This window comes from Anabaena sp. CCY 9402-a, from assembly GCF_963920945.1.
GTDB classification, from domain to species: domain Bacteria; phylum Cyanobacteriota; class Cyanobacteriia; order Cyanobacteriales; family Nostocaceae; genus Trichormus; species Trichormus minutissimus.
Window position 1 is genome coordinate 15,994 of record NZ_CAWUDL010000079.1, and the last position, 15,777, is coordinate 31,770.

12 protein-coding genes are annotated in these 15,777 nt (G+C 41.6%); 9 read left to right on the forward strand and 3 right to left on the reverse strand.

Going from position 1 to position 15,777, the window contains the following annotated elements:
- Positions 1-21: 21 nt before the first annotated feature.
- Positions 22-1,404 carry a cytochrome P450 gene (locus ACM0OR_RS23115; protein ID WP_414578913.1) on the reverse strand — a complete coding sequence of 461 codons (1,383 nt, stop codon included), beginning with the start codon at positions 1,402-1,404 and terminating at the stop codon, positions 22-24.
- Positions 1,405-1,461: 57 nt separating this feature from the next.
- A complete protein-coding gene (locus ACM0OR_RS23120; protein WP_323266784.1) occupies positions 1,462-2,061 on the reverse strand; it encodes a Coq4 family protein in 600 nt (199 codons plus the stop codon).
- A 268-nt stretch (positions 2,062-2,329) separates the two neighbouring features.
- Here ACM0OR_RS23120 and ACM0OR_RS23125 point away from each other — a divergent pair, with 268 nt between their 5' ends.
- Complete coding sequence (locus ACM0OR_RS23125) at positions 2,330-2,530, forward strand: hypothetical protein (RefSeq protein WP_323266783.1); 201 nt, start codon at positions 2,330-2,332, stop codon at positions 2,528-2,530.
- A 235-nt stretch (positions 2,531-2,765) separates the two neighbouring features.
- Here the strand turns inward: ACM0OR_RS23125 and ACM0OR_RS23130 are convergent, their stop codons facing one another.
- Positions 2,766-3,368 carry a DUF4360 domain-containing protein gene (locus tag ACM0OR_RS23130; RefSeq protein ID WP_190695902.1) on the reverse strand — a complete coding sequence of 201 codons (603 nt, stop codon included), beginning with the start codon at positions 3,366-3,368 and terminating at the stop codon, positions 2,766-2,768.
- A 594-nt stretch (positions 3,369-3,962) separates the two neighbouring features.
- On the opposite strand from ACM0OR_RS23130, the gene ACM0OR_RS23135 reads away from it, so the two are divergent.
- The 8 genes from ACM0OR_RS23135 (at position 3,963) to ACM0OR_RS23170 (ending at position 15,705) form a co-directional block, all read left to right on the forward strand.
- Entirely contained in the window at positions 3,963-4,166 is a 204-nt protein-coding gene (locus tag ACM0OR_RS23135) for a hypothetical protein (protein ID WP_190696624.1), read from the forward strand.
- A gap of 276 nt (positions 4,167-4,442) precedes the next feature.
- Entirely contained in the window at positions 4,443-5,699 is a 1,257-nt protein-coding gene (locus ACM0OR_RS23140; protein WP_414578914.1) for an N-acetyltransferase family protein, read from the forward strand.
- Positions 5,700-5,896: 197 nt separating this feature from the next.
- The gene (gene ruvX, locus ACM0OR_RS23145) at positions 5,897-6,358 is read left to right on the forward strand and encodes a Holliday junction resolvase RuvX (RefSeq protein ID WP_414578915.1); all 462 of its coding nucleotides are present in this window, start codon (positions 5,897-5,899) and stop codon (positions 6,356-6,358) included.
- Between the two features lie 141 nt (positions 6,359-6,499).
- Positions 6,500-7,072, forward strand: a complete 573-nt coding sequence (locus ACM0OR_RS23150; RefSeq protein ID WP_414578916.1) for a DUF3727 domain-containing protein — start codon at positions 6,500-6,502, stop codon at positions 7,070-7,072.
- Between the two features lie 268 nt (positions 7,073-7,340).
- A complete protein-coding gene (locus ACM0OR_RS23155) occupies positions 7,341-7,880 on the forward strand; it encodes a YqeG family HAD IIIA-type phosphatase (protein WP_414578917.1) in 540 nt (179 codons plus the stop codon).
- A 396-nt stretch (positions 7,881-8,276) separates the two neighbouring features.
- A complete protein-coding gene (proB, locus tag ACM0OR_RS23160) occupies positions 8,277-9,386 on the forward strand; it encodes a glutamate 5-kinase (RefSeq protein WP_414578918.1) in 1,110 nt (369 codons plus the stop codon).
- Between the two features lie 250 nt (positions 9,387-9,636).
- Positions 9,637-11,403, forward strand: coding sequence for an SWIM zinc finger family protein (locus ACM0OR_RS23165; protein ID WP_414578919.1), 1,767 nt, complete (start codon positions 9,637-9,639; stop codon positions 11,401-11,403).
- Positions 11,404-11,493: 90 nt separating this feature from the next.
- Positions 11,494-15,705 (forward strand): DEAD/DEAH box helicase, encoded by a 4,212-nt coding sequence (locus ACM0OR_RS23170; protein WP_414578920.1) that lies wholly within the window; start codon positions 11,494-11,496, stop codon positions 15,703-15,705.
- Positions 15,706-15,777 lie beyond the last annotated feature (72 nt).

Here is a 15,777-nt window from a genome sequence, read left to right on the forward strand (position 1 = left end):
TGTCTCTGTGGTTAAAAATTTTTACCTTTTCTCCTTAACCATCAAATTCACGCCCCCATTAGGCGCAAAAACTACACCACGCCGCACAGGTTTGAGAGGAACTTTATCGAGCAATTCCAGAGAGTAATTTGAGAGAATTGTTGCTAAAACCAACTTCATTTCAAACAGAGCAAATGCCATACCTAAACAGCGACGATTTCCACCACCAAAAGGTACAAACTCATAGGGAGAAAACTGGCTCTCTAGAAAACGTTCTGGTTTAAACTGCTCAGGTTCAGGATATATATCTGGACGATGATGAGTCAAATAAACACAAGGAGAAATCATCATTCCTTTCGGTAAATCATAGCCCTGGAATTTCATTGGTGCTTTGAGAATGCGTGGAAATGCAAAGAAAGCTACTGGATAAATTCGCAGAGTTTCTGAACAAACAGCATTTAAATAAGGTAGTTGAGTAATTATTGCGGGGTCTGCATTAGCTATATCAATTGAGTTGAGTTCTTGCAGCAATTTTTCCCGCACTTCTGGCAAGTAATTAACCCAATATAACGCCCAAGATAAAGCGATCGCAGTAGTTTCATGACCAGCAAATAGCATAGTCATTAACTCGTCGCGTAACTCAACATCAGTCATGGGTTGACCATTTTCATCCCGCGCCGACAATAACAAGCTCAGAATATCTTCACTTTGAGCATCAACTTGGTTACGACGTTCATTAATTTCCTGGTAAATCAACTCATCAAGTAGCTGGCGGCGGCGCAGAAAACGCCCCCAAGGAGTCCAAGCCCCTAAATCCCGTTGCAAAGATTTGAAAAATAAGAAAACAGCACTCAAAGGTTGGTTAAAAGTATCCAACATCTCAGTTAAGACTTGCTTGATTTGTTGGTAACGTTCGCCTTCCTCCAGCCCAAACACAGACCGTAAAATTACTTGCAGAGAAATATCCTGCATACTGGGACGGGCGATAAATGGCTGTCCCACAGTCCATTTACTAGTGACTTGCTTGGTGATTTCACAGATTAATTGACCATAAGCCCGCATCCGTTCACCGTGGAAGGGGGGCATTAACAGTTTACGCTGTTGTAAGTGGCGATCGCCATCTAGCAAAATTAGCGAGTTAGCCCCTACTAACGGTTGAATCAGATAATTACCTTTCCCCGCATCAAATAATTGAGCGTCAGCAGTAAATAGTTCTTGAATTGCTTGAGGATTACTAATAATTACTTGTGGAGGAAAATTATTAAACTCTGATATGAATATATCTCCATATTCTTGTTGTGTTTTCTTGAGATAATATACTGGGTTAGTAATGCCTCTAAAAGTTTGCAACCATCTAGGTACACTTGGTTTAGCTGGTAATTTAGGGATAGTTTGATTATTGTTATTCTCTTTAATAGTAATCATAGGTAATGCTCCTCTTTTCAGGTTTTAGACTGTATTTTCGGAAATATTCGTCATTAATTATACTAATTTTAGACTCTTTCTTAATTCCTCAATTGGTTCTTGCCAATGTTCTTCAAAGTGATAACCCAACAAAAAATCTGCTATTTTCCCCAGTTTTTGACCTTTGTTTAGGTTAGCGTAAATCATCTTGCTTTGTTGGGGAGCAAGTATAGGATAGATAAATTGAGCTAACCGTAAGCTGATTTTGAGTGATTTACTATAGTTTTGTTCCGCAGCAAATGCCAATACGCCAATTTCCCCAGCGTAGGTAGTATCAAAGCCGAGTAAAACGTGAAAAATATCGTGGGTGACAGCATAACGTAAAGCAAAGACATTGCGTTGAGCAACATCCGCTAATTCTGGACTAACATTCAGTGGTTTAAGATGATTAATCTGCATATAATCGGCATATTCGCGTCCGAATGTGCCTAGAGGATATTGCCTTAATTTATCCAAATCAATTGGAGGATAATATCCCTCTACTGATTGCAACTTTTCAGCTACTCCAGGAGCAACTTTAGCCCCGAATAAATCAGACTTAAGAATAGCAAAATCACCGAATTTCCCTAATTTTTTGGCAGCAAAAACTGCCTGGATTTGTTTAAATTGTTTAAGCACAATGAGTTTCCTTTTTTACTTTGCACAAAGTATAGAACTCAAGCAATATTAAACATTTCCACATTAACATCTGCAACTTTAATAGCCAAGAAATGAATTTCTTGGCTGAATCAAAGCACAATTTGTTTTTGGGATATTACTACTCTGTAATGTCTTCAGACATTGTAAGGACACACTAATTCTATCCATGCGATCGCAGTTCAATCCCCAGTTAATTGACTCGCCACCGTTGCAGATGGCTTAACCCTCAAAAGACCATGAAGATATATTGTGGGCGATCGCTTTTAGCCCTGATGGTAGTATCTTGGCTAGTACCAGCAGTAACAACACTATTAAACTCTGGTACATAGATAGTGGTAATTGTATAGCTACGCTAGAAGGACACAATACTGGGGTCTTGTACACCGCCTTCAACGCAGAAGGTAATATGCTGGCAGCTGGTGATGGCTATGCTGCTATTACAATTTAGGATATAGACACAGAACAGCGTATCAATACGTTCACAGTCGAACAAATTTACGAACAGATAAACATCTATCTATGCAGTAACAGGTTTGACCACACCTCAAAAATCTGCCTTGCTGACTTTGGTTACTAATTGCTCAACCCCTATTTCTTGGCTCTCCTTTAAAACAGCCAGGCTTTAAAGTCAAGTAACAGCTTTTACCCTCTTCATTACGAATTAGTAATGATTGGGTCAACTACTAACACTTGCGATATTTGATGTGATACACCAAACCACGATGTGTAAGATCAAAGGAATCAACAGTCGCCATACCTTGACCACTAGCGGTCATCGCAGCATTCACCCGCATATTTACACTGTCACCACAGCGTGACCAGACGTTAGCTATAGTTGCTAGTTTATCTCGGACGTTATAGTCAGTTTCCCCTTTAAATGCTCTGGAGAAAACAGGGCCACGCTGACCAGCAAAAAAGTATTCTGCTCTCAAATTACCAGTAGTCCTAGGAGCAACATAACCCCGATAATCAGCATCATAGAAGGAAATTTGAAAGCCTTGGGGTACTTTAATCGGAATGCTCATATTACAGCTTTTGCGCCTTTCTGTGGCGTTATTCCCTTGGGCGATAAATTTATCAAAGAGAATACTTAGCTCTTGTCCGTCAGGGCTAACGCTCACACTAGCAGATCCTCCAGGGCAACCATTACCACCGTAATTTGCACCTAAAATCTCAACTTTGTTAGCCAAGGCAGGACTAATAGCAGCCGTCATTAATACAGTAGTTGTAGCCAAAGCAACTTGTGCAAACTTGATAGATGTTTGCTTGAAATTCTGATTATTCATAACTCCACTTCCTTTGGGTATTTTTACAGTCTTGATTTGAAAATTTTCGACCAGAGTTTGGTCTGTCAATCTTCGTATATTCCGTGACTTGACTGAGTGTGAATTAGTTTCCCAAGTAAAAAAACTTAGTATTCTTAGCGGAAACTTCACTAAATCTCAGAGTTTACTCTAGTCATGTTGGCAATGTTTAGCCTAGCAACAAAATGCTCGCAATCATTGCCAAATCAGGGTTTTCTCCAAAGTATTGGCTAGAGAGAAAAGAACTGCGTACTGAGTAGAACTATTAAGACACTACAAAGTCAATAAAGCCACTTCCAGAAAATATACCCTGATCAGATAAAAATTTTTTACTAAATACAGCACGGCGTAAATAAACTACCTATTCCAAATCAACAAAACCCTTAAGCTGTCTTCATTTTGACTTTTGATTTTTGACTTTTGACTTCCGCGTAGCGGTACTAGCCCCTGATCCCCAGTCCCTCTTTTGCAAACAACCGTTAAACTTCGTTGCAAATTAAGAAGCCCAGCAAAACAACATGATAAGTTTTTATGATGTGAAGACACAGCACTAGAGATAAGGAGAACACAGTGGCAATGGAATCAAATTTATCCAAGGGCGCGGTTTTAACAAACGAAGATATCAGTGAATACGTTGCCCATCTACAGTTGCATATGACTCTACAAGCGCGCAATCTGCTTCCAACCCTCAAGCCAACACAGGAAGATAGTAGAGAACAATTGTTACATCAAACCCAAGCCACCGTTGAAAAGCTGGTTTCTCGTCAGGGCTTATACTAGATAGCACTGAAAAAGCACATAAAAGCCTTGTGTAGTCAGGGTTAATACTTCACTCCTGGGGATGCGTAGTTAAGAAAAAATATAATTAACAAAAAAAGCAAATAAAATAAAAGCAGATTATGTTGGGTGAACACCAAAAGTCTACTCAACAGGTCTGCTTCTTCTATTTTTTAAGTATTTTAGTGACGAAAATCACCCTTTTGGAGCAATAGTAAAGAACGGAAAGCCGTTAAGATAATTGCAGCAGTTCCTCTGTTCCCAGTTAGTTAAGGCTACATGGCAGCCCAAATTAAAATGAATTCCTTACTTCCCCAAAACCTCAGCGTTGTCATCCGGCCAGTCCAATACCGGGATCTGGATGGAATTGAGCGCATATCTCAAGAGTCATTCGCCGCCTTGTCTCCCAAGGGTATCAGCGTTGTGAAGCAGCAAATGGAATTGTTGCATCGCTGGTATGGGTTACTTCGATTTTTGAGTTGGTTTCCCAACCCGCTAAAATATCGTTTCTGTGCCTATGTAGCTGAACAGGGACGAATGCTCTTAGGGATGATTCAAGTATCACCGTTCAATCGGACACGCAGCACTTGGCGCGTTGATCGGGTGGTATTGGATCGAGGTGCGGATAAGCAAGGAATTGGTTCGCAACTCTTACGCCATTGCTTCGAGTCGATTTTAGAAGCTCGGACTTGGTTATTGGAAGTGAATGTCAATGATCTAGAATCGCTAGCACTTTATCGCCAAAATGGATTTCAGCGTCTAGCGGAAATGACTTACTGGGAAATAGAGCCGGAACTGCTCACAGAATTAGCGCAAGCCGAACCAGACTTGCCTAACCTTCTACCTGTAAGTAATGCTGATGCCCAGTTACTATATCAATTAGATACAGCATCAATGCCGCCTTTAGTGCGTCAAGTATTCGATCGCAATAACCGTGATTTTAAAACCACTTTGTTCGCTGCATTGTCTGATGCTATTAAGCAATGGGTAACAAAAACCGAAGTAGTCAGTGGCTACGTGTTTGAACCCCAACGTAAAGCAGCCATCGGCTATTTTCAGGTGCAGCTTGATCGCAAAGGCGAAACCCCCCACGTCGCCACCCTCACCGTTCATCCTGCCTATACTTGGCTATATCCAGAGCTACTGGCTCAGTTGGCTCGCATTGCCCAAGATTTTCCGCAACAAGGGTTAAAACTAGCGTCTTCTGACTATCAGCCAGAAAGAGAAGAGTATTTAGAGCGCATTGGAGCGAAACGCATAGAACATACATTAGTTATGTCCCGCTCTGTGTGGCACAAACTACGGGAATCCAAATTGGTTTCCTTAGAAGGCATTCAGTGGACTGACGTACTTCAAGGTTTACAACCAGCCCGTAAACCCATACCCGGTGGGATGTCTTGGGCAGAAGCTAGACAGCAAAAAGCTTCAGAAATTCCCATCAAACACCCGTCAGAATCAGTCAATTTTGGCTGCAAAAACTGTAATATTGACCCATCTTGCCAGCATGAATCAACGGATGGTAAACAGGAGAATTAGTAACTTCTGGGGACTGGGGACAAATCAAGTCAAAAGTCATAGACGCGAAAGCGGCTACTCTACGAGTTCTCCGCAGGAGTACCCGGAGGGTAAGTCAAAAGTCAAATTTAATTAAATAACTTCTGGGGACTGGGTAGACAAGGGAGTTAAATCATTGAACAGTAAACAGTTCACTGATAACTGATAACAGATAACTAATGACCACAAAGTATATATCAGCATTGGGATTAGATGTAGGTAGCAAGCGGATTGGCATTGCGGGATGCGATCGCACGGGATTAATCGCTACAGGGATCACAACTCTGGAGCGTAAATCCTTTGAGCAAGATGTGGTGCAAATCCGTAATTTAGTTCATGAACGCGAAGTACAGGTGTTAGTTGTCGGTTTACCCTATTCAATGGATGGCTCTATAGGTTTTCAGGCTCGCCATGTCCAAAAATTTGCAAATAGACTGGCGAAAGCTCTACAACTGCCTATAGATTACGTCGATGAGCGACTAACTTCTTTTCAAGCCGAGCAACTACTCATAGCGGAAAATCGCTCACCTTCACGAAATAAAGGTTTAATTGATCGCAAAGCTGCATCTCTAATTTTGCAGCAGTGGCTAGATAGCAAACGAGCTATTACCCACGGTTCAGAAATAGCTATAGAGTATTGATACCTTTGAACATGATATTCTGAAAGCTGTTACACGGCAGTTGTATTTAAATCTAAAGCTATTTGCTTGACATTGATTTGTCATAAAACAGCAAAGCGATTTTCACAACTGTTGGTACTTATCAAGTTTCATCCATTAGCTATGTTTTCTTCTCCATTTTCTGAAAATAACGATCAAGCTCCCACAGGTTCCATCACTTTGACTGATGATAAGGGGCGAACCCTTGAATGTTACATAGAACATTCGCTTTCAGCAGATGGACAAGAATATGTTTTGTTGCTTCCTGTAGATTCACCCATAGAAATTTTTGCTTGGGAAGGTGATGACGAAGAAGAAGAAGCTGTTCTGGTAGAAGATGATGCCATAATTGACGAAATTTTTAGCACGGCTCAAGCTGTCTTAGCCGAGCAAAACTTGTTGCTAAAAAACACTGCTTACGCTTTGACAGTTGCTGGCGAATTACCACCAGTAGAAGATTCGGAACTTTTTACTCTAGAAATTGAAGAGGATGAGGCAGATTTAGAACCAGAGCAATTGCAATTACTTACCACCTTCTATCATGATGAGCAGGAGTACGCAATTTACACCCCTCTTGATCCACTTCTCTTTTTTGCCAGAATATCAAAAACTGGTGAACCTGTCTTACTGTCTCCAGAAGAGTTCCGCGAAGTTCAACCGCTTTTAGAAGAGCAACTTTTTAATGAAGTGGAATAAAATGAAAAGTTTTCAATTAAAAATTAAAATCTGGCATTTTTAAATTTTTAATTAAGAATTTTCAATACAACCGAAAAATTCTAGTCACAGAGTCAAGCAGTTATCATGACTTAGGTTGATTCAATCTGCAATTAAGTTACTGTGAAAATCAATATCAGGGGACAGGGGAAAGGTGACGGGTGACAGGGGACAGGTGACAGGGGAAGCAGTCCGATAACTGTTGACTAATGACTAATGACTAATGACTAATGATTAATTACTATTGACTATGACTTGGAACAAGTTCTTACAGCCTAATTTGATTTTGAATGGTTCTGTGTTGAACCTCACACCAGAAATTATTCAACATTATGGGCTGAAAGGGCTGGTGTTGGATGTCGATGAAACTTTAGTACCGATTAGAGTTGGAGCAGCCTCCCCAGAACTCAAGGACTGGGTAGAGCAAATGCGTATCTGTACAACGCTTTGCTTGGTGAGCAATAACTTGAGCGAAGCCCGGATTGGTAGTATTGCTCGCTCTCTGAACCTGCCATACTACCTAGGTGCAGCCAAACCTTCCCGCAGAAAAATTCGTTCTGCACTCCAAGCGATGGATTTACCTGTGCATCAAGTGGGGATGGTAGGCGATCGCTTGTTTACTGATGTCTTAGCAGGGAATCGCTTAGGTATGTTTACCATTTTGGTAGAACCCATTGTCCATCCTGATGCCGCTCTGCGCTCCCATCCCATTCGCAACTTTGAAGTTTGGTTCTCAGAGATCCTCGGAGCTTCGATCATCTCCCAGGACACAAAAATTCACAAAGATTAATAAATGCTTAAACAATCTAAATCTAAAGAAATAATTAAGAAAATCCGTGAGCAAAAAAAAATCGGAGATTATAGGTACTAATAACATGGGGTCAGCCAAAAAAGACCCTAGCTCATAACAAATAAAAATAAACTAGTAAAGCGTCAGCCTTCACTTATAGAAGGACTGGCGTTTTGCAATTTATTGGTTAGTTAATTAGTCCAGAACTCAGGGCTTTTTTGCCCGAAGGAGAAAAGGATACAAGCCCCTAAATTCATTTATGGATAACTTAGAAACAATTGTGTTGCGATGCTTAAGCACAAAGCAGGAAAAGTCTTTGTTTCAATTTCTTAAATTTATTTATGGGGATTGTCATTTTTAATTTTTAATTTTTAATTCCCCGAAGGGGATTGACTAATGACTAAAACAATTGTCGTCAAAATCGGCACATCTAGCCTAACTCAACCACAGAGTGGACAACTGGCACTTTCCACGATCGCCACTTTAGTAGAAACTCTGACTTATTTAAGACAGCAGGGTCATCGAGTTATTTTAGTGTCTTCTGGGGCTGTAGGAGTGGGTTGTGCGCGTTTAGGTTTAACCGAACGTCCCAAAGCGATCGCACTAAAACAAGCAGTAGCAGCCGTTGGTCAAGGGCGATTAATGCGGGTGTATGATGATTTATTTACCACCTTACAACAGCCAATTGCTCAAGTCTTGCTGACTCGGAGCGATTTAGTCCAGCGCAGCCGCTATCTCAATGTCTACAATACTTTTGGTGAATTGCTGGGATTGGGAGTAATTCCTGTAGTGAACGAAAATGACACTGTAGCCATCGATGAACTGAAATTTGGCGACAATGATACCCTTTCGGCTTTGGTAGCCAGCCTTGTAGAAGCAGATTGGTTATTTTTGCTCACCGATGTCGATAAATTGTACTCTGCCGATCCTCGTTCTGTACCCGACGCGCAACCAATTTCTCTAGTGACGAGCATGAAAGAATTGGCAGAATTACAAGTGCAAACAGGCTCGCAAGGTTCACAATGGGGTACTGGTGGTATGGTGACAAAAATCTCAGCAGCGAGAATTGCGATCGCGGCGGGAGTGCGTACCGTGATTACACAGGGAAGATTCCCGCGTAATATCGAGAAGATTTTACAAGGGGAAGCCATTGGTACACATTTTCAACCCCAACCAGAACCCACCTCAGCGCGTAAACGCTGGATTGCTTATGGTCTTGTACCTGTGGGGAAATTATATTTAGATACTGGTGCGATCGCCGCTATTGTCGAAGCAGGTAAATCTTTATTAGCAGCTGGCATTAAAACCATTGAAGGCGAATTTGACAGCCAAGATGCAGTGCAATTATGTGATGTCAACGGTCAAGAGATTGCCAGAGGACTAGTTAACTACAATAGCACCGACCTGGAAAAGATTCGGGGGTGTCACTCTAGAGACATTCCCACAATCTTAGGTTATGCCGGCGCAGAAACTGTCATTCACCGGGATAACTTAGTTCTGACTTAAAAGATAGATACAGCAAGGCTGTTGATCTCTGCGGTAGCAGACATTGTAACAGTGATAAGAGATCGGGCATGGGCGGAAGAGTATTTTTTGAGTTTTCGTTGTGAGAGACAATAACTCTACTACGAAACGCCCTACCTCTTCATCCTCTTATTTTGGCAACAGTTATTGATACATAGAACATCCTCGAAGTCGGCACGAAAATCAAAATAGGCAGTTTAAGCGTAAGCTAGAAATAAAACACTTGGGTGCTATGTCTATTCCAGCAATTTCTGAAGCAATAATACGCCACAAATCAAACGCTTCATCCTACAGTCGTGGTGAAGAATATTACCGCAAGGGAGCAATTGCTGATCTCAAAAAACGAGGCAATCTGATTCAGGCAGAGGTGGAGGGTAGCGAAATTACACCATACCAAGTCAGTATTCGTTTTGATGCAGGTGGAATTACCTCAGTTTATTGTACCTGTGCTTATAATTATGATGGTTGGTGCAAACATATAGTTGCCACCTTATTAACCTGTTCACGTCAATTAGAGAAGATTGAAGAACGTCCAACCCTGGAAAAATTATTAAATCACCTTGATCTTGTTCAAGCACAGCGATTACTGCAAGAACTGGTGGAACGTAGACCAGAATTAATTGATGATATTGATGAGTTTGTAAGTTTAATAAATTTGCCGAAACCGATAGAAAAATATCCTTCTAGCCGTCAAAGTAAAATTGATACATCACCTTTTCGCTCTCATGTCAAGCGGATTTTGCGGGATGGATTGAATGAATTAGAGTATGGGACAGAAGATGACCCATTTACCGATGATTTACTAGCTGTAATTGAGAAAGCAAGAGAGTTGGCAGAACATGGAGATGGCAATAATGCGATCGCTATTCTCGAAACTATCACCGCAACTTATGCCGAAGAATGGGACGAGTTACTAGATTATGGTGGAGACAGTTATTCCATTGCAGAACCTCTTGACAGCGCGTGGACAGAAGCAATTTTGTGTGCAGAGATATCTAAAGGAGAAATAGTAGATTTGCAGGTGATGTTGGAATCATGGCAAGACGAAATCAGTGCTGACTTTAGTATGAGTTTGTCAGCATTGCGACAAGGTTGGGATTACGAACCTCTGCAACAGATGATGCAGGGAGATGACACCGCAGAACTTTGGGAAAATGAACGACCAAGCTTTGCTGATGATTTAGCATTTATTCGCTTGCAAATTCTGGAACGCCAAAATCGTTATACAGAGTATTTAAATCTAGCTTTAGCGGAAGAAATGACTCTGCAATACCTGACGCAATTAGCAGCTTTGGGAAGAGTAGAGGAGGCTATGTCTGCGGCTAAAATCCTAATGGAAAGAGCAGAAGAGGGTTTTGCCCTAGCCAAAATATTGCGAGAAGATGGGTATTTAGTGGAAGCATTGGAAATATCTCAAGCAGGTATACATTTATCCGGTAACTGTTTATATGAATTTGCTACTTGGACAAGTGATTTAGCCCAAGGATTAGAGGATAATGCCACTGCGTTAACTGCCAGCATCATTGCCTTCAAAATTAAACCATCATTTCGAGACTATAGAAAAGTGGAAGACTTGGCAGGAGAAACTTGGTTGACAGTCAAACAAGATTTCCTACAAACATTCCGAAGTCAACCAGATTGGGGAATCCAAGAAGCAAAAGTTGATATTTTCCTGCATGAAGGATTAATTGATGATGCCATTACAACAGTAGAAAATGATAGTTACTATGCTTCAAAATTGGTTCATCGAGTTATGGATGCAGCAGTTTCTCATCGTCCTAATTGGGTAATTGATAACGCTCGCAGACGGGCAGAACCAATTATGGAACAAGGGAAAGCTGACCGTTATGAGGCGGCGGTTAGTTGGCTGAAAAAAGTAAAAACTGCTTATTTTCAACTTGGACAAAAAGCTGAGTGGTCTGCTTATCGCTCAAAACTAGAAGCCACTCATGGACGTAAACGAAAATTAATGGAATTATTTAAAGACCTGAATAAATAGTAAGCTGACGCGCATCTAAATTTGATCATTTAGCATTTGAACCCATTTGCTGCCTTAGATTACCTTATAAAACTAGATCACGAACAGCCTATGACTACTTTTGAAATTAATCCCACAAAACTACAAGCACAACTCGCTAAAAAATATTTCGAGTTACACCCTTCTATACAAAAGATTATCCAGTTGTTTTCGGTAATTTATGCACCGATAGACAAAAATTCCTTGGTAAGTTGTATTAGTAAAACAGGTGCTTTAGATGAAAATAATAAACCTTGGGGTACTAAAACCCTCAGTCCCCAAATTGATAAATTGGTAAAATCAGGCTTATTAGTACAGGAAAATAGATCAGGCCCTGAATGCCATCCTTTACTCACAGAAATAGCCACTCGTCATGCTGTGCAAACTGGACAGTTTGAAATTCTAGTCACAGCAGTGGAGGAAAAGCTACCCATACGGAAGCACTGGCAAAACGAATCTCGGATGTTCCAAAGCCTGCACCAGTGTATCAGAGAAATTCGCATAGGTTTTTACCGCCAAGATCCTGATTTTATTAATAAGCAAATTGAAGATTACCAGAAATACAGTTATAGCGAAGAAAAACTAGCAATAGAAAAGATATTAGAGCAGATATGCAATAATCCATTTGATGCAGATTGGCTGCATACCCTACCTCAAGGATTATTTGAAAGCTGCATATCTAGTATCCTGCTCAATGCCACATTAAAATTATCTGCGTCCGAAGATGCGTTTACCTTGCTGGAAGCAGAATGCTCTACAGATGGAAAACATCATTCAGATTATTTGCACTTGATTTTAACAGAGCAATTGCTGTTAAGAGGTTGTAGCCAAGAAGCACAAGAGAGTTTGGAGAAGATATCTGATGAATATCAAAATAACGCTGCCGTTTTTTGGGGTTGGTTGAGTTTTCTGCGGGGTGAGAACGACCAAGCTCTTAAATATTATACAGATGCTCTCAAAGCCCTGAAAAAAGCTACAGGCAAACGCCAAATATATTTCAATACTATAGGCGGCTTATTTTTCATCCTAGCACTTTTAAAAGATGGTTCAGCACAACGCCTGCGAGAAGCAGAAGATTACGCCAATCTAATTTCCCGCCAATCAGATCATTGGCTGAGGTTTATTTATGCCAGACTGGAAATGGTACTGCAAGTCCAGCAAGGTGATATTACCAAAAAACAATTTGTAGTCAGTTCCCATATTTCTTCCGTAGAAGAAGAAAATAGCTTACAAACATTGTTTTGTTCACTATGCCTTTACTGGATGGATGCTGATAGTGCCAAAAAACGCTTACCTAATTTACTAGAGCCATTATATAGGCGATCGCTTGCCTCCGGTCATCACTGGTTGGCAATGGAAACCGCAGAACTCCTATCCCGGCTCAAACCAAGCAGTAACTATCATCAACAAGCAGCAACACTGCGAGAAGATAGCAATTTTCATTCCATCGTAGACCTAATTCAGCCCCAAGAAGCTTGGGAAATGTGCTTAAAGGCCCTGGCAAATCTCCAGAAGGAATCACAAACACACCCAAAAGCAGAGTCAGAACTGCGGTTAGCATGGTTCATTACCTTCTATCCCAGCAGATGTGTCTTGCAACCAAAGGAACAGAAAGTTAATGCCAAAGGAGAGTGGAGTAAAGGTCGTCCTATAGCCCTCAAACGTCTCAACAGTGGATTATCTGAGTTTGATTACATCACATCCCAAGATATGCGGGTATGTAGTTGTATTGAGGTATATAGTGAGGGCTATTACGGCAAAGTTGAGTATATGTTCAATGAAAAAGCCTTCTCTGCCTTAATTGGACACCCATTGGTTTTTTGGGAAGATACACCCAATATCCGTGTAGAAATTGTTAAAGGAGAACCGGAACTACTAGTCAAAAAAGAAAAACAAGGTCGTCTCGCCTTGGAATTTTCTCCCAAGTTACCAGAATCACAGAACATTCTGAATATTAAAGAAACCCCAACCCGGATCAAAGTTATTGAAATTACTGCCGAACATCGACGTATTACAGAGATCCTTGGTAAAGATAATAAATTAAATGTGCCTGCGATCGCCGAGAAGCAAGTTTTGGCAGCTATTAATGCCGTCTCTGGCATCGTCACGGTGCATTCTGACATTGGTGGCGGCTCAGAAGGTGCAGAAGAAGTACCCGCCCAGACCCTCCCCCATATTCACCTGTTACCTGCCAATACTGGCTTGAAAGTCACCCTTTTGTCCCGCCCCTTTGCCCAAGGTGGCCCCTACTACCGTCCTGGTGCTGGTGGTGAAACTGTCATTGCCGAGATTGACGGTAAGCGTCTGCAAACTAGACGTAATCTGCCCGAAGAGAAGCAACTGGTCAAAGACGCTGTAGCCGCCTGCCCTACCTTGACTCGCACGGAAGAACGAGATGGGGAATGGGTAATAGAAGACCCAGAGGAATGTTTAGAATTACTCCTAGAACTGCAAGCATTAGGAAGCAGCGTAGTCATGGCATGGCCAGAAGGAGAAAAACTACGTGTTAGCCACCATGCAGACCTGAAGGACTTTAATTTATCCATTCAACGTCAACAAGACTGGTTTGCTGCCACTGGTGAGTTGAAATTGAATAGCGAACTAGTGCTGGATATGCAGCAACTCCTAGAACTATTGGAGAAAACCCCCAGCCGTTTTATCCCCCTTGGTGATGGTCAATTTCTGGCTTTAACCCAAGCTTTTCGCAAACGCCTGGACGAATTGCGGATGTTTTCGGAAAAACATAGTAAAGGTATCCGTTTTCACCCATTGGCAACATTAGGATTAGAGGATTTTGTCGATGAAGTAGGTAAGGTAAAGGCCGATAAACACTGGAAAACACATATCCAGCGTCTCCAGGAGGTGAAAAACCTCCAACCAGAACTCCCATCTACATTTCAGGCAGAACTACGTGACTATCAAATGGATGGCTTTTGTTGGCTGGCGCGGCTGGCACATTGGGGTGTGGGTGCTTGTTTAGCAGATCAAATGGGACTGGGTAAGACCGTGCAAGCCTTGGCTGTTATCCTCAGAAACGCCCATGAGGGGCCAACCTTAATTATTGCCCCGACTTCCGTGTGCATGAATTGGGTGAGTGAAGCCCAGAAGTTTGCCCCAACCTTAAATATTATTCAATTTAGTGGTGCTAATCGCCAAAAATTACTGGATCAGTTACAACCGTTGGATATGTTGGTATGCAGTTACGGTTTATTGCAGCAGGAAGAAGTAGCACAAATGCTCTCTGGGGTACAGTGGCAAACGATTGTCTTAGATGAAGCCCAGGCGATCAAAAATATGACCACTAAACGTTCCCAGGCAGCCATGAACCTGAAATCTAATTTTAAGTTACTGACTACTGGGACTCCCATTGAAAACCACCTGGGCGAATTGTGGAATCTGTTCCGCTTTATTAATCCTGGATTATTGGGTTCTTTTGAAAGCTTCAATCAACGCTTTGCTATCCCCATTGAAAAATATCAGGATAAACTTGCACGTAATAAACTCAAAAAACTGATTCAACCATTTCTGTTGCGACGGACTAAAAATCAGGTGCTAGAAGAGCTACCTTCTCGTACCGAAATTCTACTTCATGTGGAGTTGAGTCAGGAGGAAAAGGCATTCTATGAAGCATTGCGCCGTCAGGCTATATCTAAACTCAGTGAAAGTGGTGCAGAAGCCGGAAATAAACATTTACAGGTTTTAGCTGAGATTATGAAACTGCGTCGCGCTTGCTGTAATCCCAGCTTGGTGATGCCTGATACTGAATTATCTAGTTCCAAGTTGCAACTTTTTGGTGAGGTGTTGGGTGAACTTCTAGAAAATCGCCATAAGGCATTGGTGTTTAGTCAGTTTGTTGACCATTTACACATCATCCGAGATTACTTGGAGAAGCAAGGTATTCATTATCAATACTTAGATGGCAGCACTTCCGTCGCCGAGCGCAAAAAAAGGGTAGATGCGTTTCAAGCAGGGAACGGCGATGTCTTTCTCATTAGTCTCAAAGCGGGGGGTACAGGACTCAATTTAACTGCCGCCGATTATGTCATCCATACAGATCCTTGGTGGAATCCCGCCGTGGAAGACCAAGCCTCAGACCGCGCCCATCGCATTGGGCAACAACGCCCAGTGACCATTTATCGTCTAGTAGCAAAGGATACTATTGAAGAAAAGATTGTAGAATTGCATCACCACAAGCGAGACTTAGCAGACAGCCTATTGGAAGGTGCTGATATGAGTGGCAAGATATCAACAGAAGCCTTGTTAAAGTTAATTAGTGAAGGGTAATTAATAGACTTGTCTAGAAAAGATAAAAAGCTGACTGTGAAGGGATTATAGGAGATATAACTGAGATAAAAT